The organism is Clostridium sp. AF28-12 (assembly GCF_003435225.1).
Lineage (GTDB): Bacteria > Bacillota > Clostridia > Lachnospirales > Lachnospiraceae > Pilosibacter > Pilosibacter fragilis.
The window spans coordinates 1-4,291 of record NZ_QWGJ01000044.1 but is presented as its reverse complement, the minus strand read 5'-3'; the positions used below and the strand labels follow the sequence as shown (position 1 = coordinate 4,291).

The window sequence follows — 4,291 nt, the reverse complement described above, 5'->3', positions numbered from 1 at the left end:
TGATGAAAGTCAGCAAGGCGCAGGGTGCCTACCTCATATCTGATGCAGATGCACAGTTCCTATGTGGTCACAGACCCGAAGGGAACCATTTTGGTGGAGTGCGGAAAAATGCTCCAAAGGGGCGCACCCAAGCTGGGGAAAGACGGAAAGCCTATGAAGGATAAGCACGGCAAGGTCATTTATGAGCCGTACCGAATCAAGGTCCTAAATACCATTAACTTCAAGAAGTCCATGCACTATAACCCTTTCGCCTATATCCATAGCGAAAAGGACATCTTGAAGCTGGTAACAACGCTGATCGCCAATACCAAAGGCGAAGGCAAGGCCGGAGACGATTTCTGGGTAAAAGCAGAAACCTTGTTGTACTGCGCGCTTATTGGCTATATCCATTATGAGGCTCCGGTGGAGGAACAAAACTTCTCCACCCTCATTGAGTTCATCAACGCCATGGAAGTCCGTGAGGATGACGAGGAGTTCAAAAACCCCGTAGACCTGATGTTTGATGCACTGGAAGCCGAGAAGCCAAACCACTTTGCGGTGCGCCAGTATAAGAAATATAAGCTGGCCGCCGGAAAAACAGCCAAGTCGATTTTGATTTCCTGCGGCGCTCGCCTTGCCGTGTTCGACATTGCAGAGTTGCGTGAGGTCACGGCTTATGATGAGCTGGAGCTGGATACTCTGGGAGACAGGAAAACTGCCCTGTTCCTCATCATGAGTGACACTGATGACAGCTTTAATTTCCTTATATCCATGTGTTATACCCAGCTGTTTAACCTGCTCTGCGAAAAGGCCGACGATGTGTACGACGGCAGACTGCCGGTTCATGTGCGCTGTCTGATCGACGAGTGCGCCAACATTGGCCAGATACCCAAGTTGGAAAAGCTGGTGGCCACCATCCGAAGCCGTGAGATCTCCGCCTGTCTGGTGTTGCAGGCGCAGAGTCAGCTCAAGGCGATTTATAAGGATAACGCAGATACCATTATCGGAAACATGGATACTTCCATCTTTCTGGGCGGTAAGGAGCCGACCACTCTCAAGGAGCTGGCCGCCGTGCTGGGTAAGGAAACCATCGACACCTACAACACCGGAGAGAGCCGTGGGAGGGAAACATCCCATTCACTCAACTATCAAAAATTGGGGAAAGAGCTGATGAGCCAGGATGAGCTTGCTGTTATGGATGGCGGCAAGTGTATCCTCCAGCTGCGCGGTGTGCGTCCTTTCCTTTCGGATAAGTACGACATCACCAAGCACCCCAATTTCAAGTACACTGCCGACGCGGATGACAAGAACGCTTTTGATATTGAAGCATTCTTGTCCGCAAGGCTGAAACTCAAGCCCAATGAGGTCTGCGATGTATATGAAGTAGACACAAAGGGCGCTTAATTTCGTTCCGCTTTAGAAGGGAGTGATCTTATCTATTCGCCGCATCTGCCCTCTATGGGCCATTGGCGTACAAAGCGGACAATCGCGAGAAAAAATAATGAAAAAGGAGGACAGCCGGAATCATGCCCCCGGAAACCGGGCGGCAGATTGTTCCGGCTTTTGTATGCCTATGAAACATGACAAACCTATTTTTTAATCAGATTCCGGCTAACAAACTATATGGCATTTTTTGAACAGGCAATCACCGTTCTTCAGACCCTCGTTATCGCGCTCGGTGCCGGTCTCGGTATCTGGGGCGTTATCAACCTGCTGGAAGGTTACGGCAACGACAACCCCGGCGCCAATGCTCATATACGGTAAAGAAGCAACAACACAAATTGAGAACAGCGTACCCTACTATTCTGTATCAAAGTGGAGCAGTAACACGAAAATGTTGCTGCTCCATTTTCATGCCCCTTAAATAATTTCCTTGAATCTGCTTGACTTATATTACGGTTAGTGATATATTTATTACAGTAATCGTAATAAGGAGGCTGGACTATGAGAGACAATGCAAAAAGTGGCGCACTTACAGAAGTGACCTTTTATATTTTACTCTCTCTTTATACACCAAAACACGGATACGCCGTTATGCAGTTTGTTGAAGAAAAAACGGGCGGGCGGCTTTCGTTAGGCGCAGGCACTTTATATGGAGCATTAAACTCTTTGCAGGACAAGAAGTGGATTGAACCTTATGGAGATAGTGAGGGAAGAAAAAAAGAATACCACATTACAGCACAGGGAAAAGAAATTGCAGAAAAAGAGCTTGCAAGACTAAATGAACTTGTAAGCATTGCAAGTGAAATTATTGGAGGTGCAGTATGAGTAAAAAATGTTATCGCTTTTTTGGCGGATTGCTAAATACGCAGGAAAAATGGCTAAACAAAATGTCTGAAAAGGGTTATCGACTTGTTCGGACAGGAAAACTGTTATACGAATTTGAAAAATGCAAGCCCGATGAAGTGACCTATTGTGTAGAGTTTATCGGAGAAAAATCAAAAGAGAGTTCAATAGATTATGCTAATTTTTTGGAGGATATGGGATATAAGGTGTTTTTTAAAAATATCAATCTAAACTATTCTGTTGGAAAAGTTCGTTGGCGCCCATGGGCAGAAAGGGGCGGTCGTATTGCGACAAACACAACAACTTTTAATCGAGAAATCTTGATTGTGGAAAAAGCAAATGATGGAAAGCCTTTTGAACTCCATACCTCTTATGACGATAAAGAAAAATATTATCGCAACTTACGCAATCCGTGGCTATTTCTACTGCTCATGTTTGCACTATTCGCAGTTACAAAGCAATCTATAATCTTTGGTATTTTTGCGTTGGTTTCTGTAATTCCTGGCAGTATATATCAAATACAGATAATGAAAATCCGGAAGGAAGCCAAGACACAGGAATGGTGAGGAAATAAATAGCAAATCCAGCCGAGCCAGTCAACGGTCAAGATGAACGGCGCAAATGTGCCACCGTTGACAGCCGCCGCCCGTCCTGCTTTTGTGGCAATCAAGGGAGCGACAGACTAAAGTGCTGTCGCTCCCGCCCATTATGGGGGAAAGACAGTAGAAAATTTCACATCTATGTGCTATAATAGTTCCGACAGAATGAAATATAAATATATATTTTACACTACGGTATGGGGAGTATAAAAATGACAGGAGAACAATTTGTTAAGTTATGCTACGAAGAAAAGAAAACCATTTTAGCCGAATACTTCAATCCTAATTCTTCATCAGTTGTCGGCAAAAAAATCAGTGCAATAACTGAACAAGGTATATCAAAAGATGATTTGTATGATCTATTGAATTTGGTGCTAAAAGAAAATTACTATACTTTGTTGCTTGGATTGGACGGAGAAGCGTCGTTAGGTAATACTCAAATTACCTATAAGCTTTATGATGAAAATGGCAACTTGCTTAACGAATGTGGAGAGCTTGAAGCCGCCGCATACAGATACTTTGTAGAAGAATGATCTTCAAATTTAATCTTGTCAATCATACATAATACAACATAATACACATTTTCACAGGACAGCCAAAATCGGTTGTCCTTTTCTTTTACCCAAAAGAGGGAACGGGAGACTAAAATTGAATACTGCTCCAAACAGCAACGCCACAGATTTTTGAAAATCCGTGGCGTTTTTTGCTCCCATTTTTGGCAAAACGCCCCGTTCCCTTGTAGTAGTGAGTGACGGGGAAGTTTGCCCGAAATGGGCTTGCCTGCCGTAGTAGTGATGAAAAATCCAAATGAGCGTTTGGCATTTTCCGTTTCTGTCCGTAGAGGGGAACAAAGGTGGGCAGGACACGCCTCCGCAATCGCTATATTGACGAAAGCAGCCACACCGACCCTTGTAGATTGCCGCAAAGTCAGCCGCAGAGGAAAGTGGCAGTTTTTCAGAGCAAGATTCTACCGCAGTACCAAAATTCGCTTTTCGCTCATTTTGCCCCTGCGGGAATCTTGTTGGGGAGTGCCTTCCCCAAACCCTGCTTATGCGGCTTGCGCCGCTTAAAAATCCCTCAAAATATTTTTTCGGATTTTTCAAAAACAGTTCCGCTTCACACCCCGTTTTTCTCCTATTAGTGAGAGGACACCACGCACAGAAAGGAGGTTTTACCATGCGAAAACGATACAACACGCCGCACCGCAGCCGGGTAGTCAAGACACGCATGACCGAGGAAGAATACGCCGAGTTTGCGGAAAGGCTTTCTGCCTGCAACATGAGCCAAGCCGAGTTTATCCGGCAAGCCATAACCGGGGCAGCCATACGCCCCACCATAACCGTTTCCCCCGTCAACGACGAGCTGCTTGCCGCCGTCGGGAAGCTAACCGCCGAATACGGCAGGATCGGCGGCAACTTAAACCAGAT

The 4,291-nt window shown here is 45.4% G+C and carries 4 protein-coding genes and 3 pseudogenes; 6 read left to right on the top strand and 1 reads right to left on the bottom strand.

Going from position 1 to position 4,291, the window contains the following annotated elements:
• Positions 1-39 precede the first annotated feature (39 nt).
• From DWY93_RS16470 to DWY93_RS16445, 5 genes and pseudogenes are all read left to right on the top strand, one after another.
• Positions 40-1,383 (top strand): annotated as a pseudogene (locus DWY93_RS16470) (type IV secretory system conjugative DNA transfer family protein); the annotation flags it as partial.
• A 219-nt stretch (positions 1,384-1,602) separates the two neighbouring features.
• A pseudogene (locus tag DWY93_RS16465) lies at positions 1,603-1,731 on the top strand (Maff2 family protein); the annotation flags it as partial.
• Between the two features lie 192 nt (positions 1,732-1,923).
• Positions 1,924-2,247, top strand: coding sequence for a PadR family transcriptional regulator (locus DWY93_RS16460; protein WP_005927798.1), 324 nt, complete (start codon positions 1,924-1,926; stop codon positions 2,245-2,247).
• Positions 2,244-2,831 (top strand): DUF2812 domain-containing protein, encoded by a 588-nt coding sequence (locus tag DWY93_RS16455; RefSeq protein WP_005927795.1) that lies wholly within the window; start codon positions 2,244-2,246, stop codon positions 2,829-2,831. The genes DWY93_RS16460 and DWY93_RS16455 overlap by 4 nt, the downstream gene beginning before the upstream one ends.
• Before the next feature lie 245 nt (positions 2,832-3,076).
• Positions 3,077-3,397, top strand: a complete 321-nt coding sequence (locus DWY93_RS16445; RefSeq protein WP_044960761.1) for a hypothetical protein — start codon at positions 3,077-3,079, stop codon at positions 3,395-3,397.
• A gap of 51 nt (positions 3,398-3,448) precedes the next feature.
• Here DWY93_RS16445 and DWY93_RS17265 read toward each other — a convergent pair whose 3' ends face one another.
• A complete protein-coding gene (locus tag DWY93_RS17265; RefSeq protein ID WP_055168421.1) occupies positions 3,449-3,967 on the bottom strand; it encodes a hypothetical protein in 519 nt (172 codons plus the stop codon).
• A 73-nt stretch (positions 3,968-4,040) separates the two neighbouring features.
• Between DWY93_RS17265 and DWY93_RS16440 the strand changes: the two are divergent.
• A pseudogene (locus DWY93_RS16440) lies at positions 4,041-4,291 on the top strand (mobilization protein); the annotation flags it as partial.

Excerpts from the sequence above, each read along its gene's own strand:
- DWY93_RS16460 (WP_005927798.1), top strand. The coding sequence starts at position 1,924 with ATGAGAGACAATGCAAAAAGTGGCGCACTTACAGAAGTGACCTTTTAT.
- DWY93_RS16445 (WP_044960761.1), top strand. The coding sequence starts at position 3,077 with ATGACAGGAGAACAATTTGTTAAGTTATGCTACGAAGAAAAGAAAACC.
- DWY93_RS16455 (WP_005927795.1), top strand. The coding sequence starts at position 2,244 with ATGAGTAAAAAATGTTATCGCTTTTTTGGCGGATTGCTAAATACGCAG.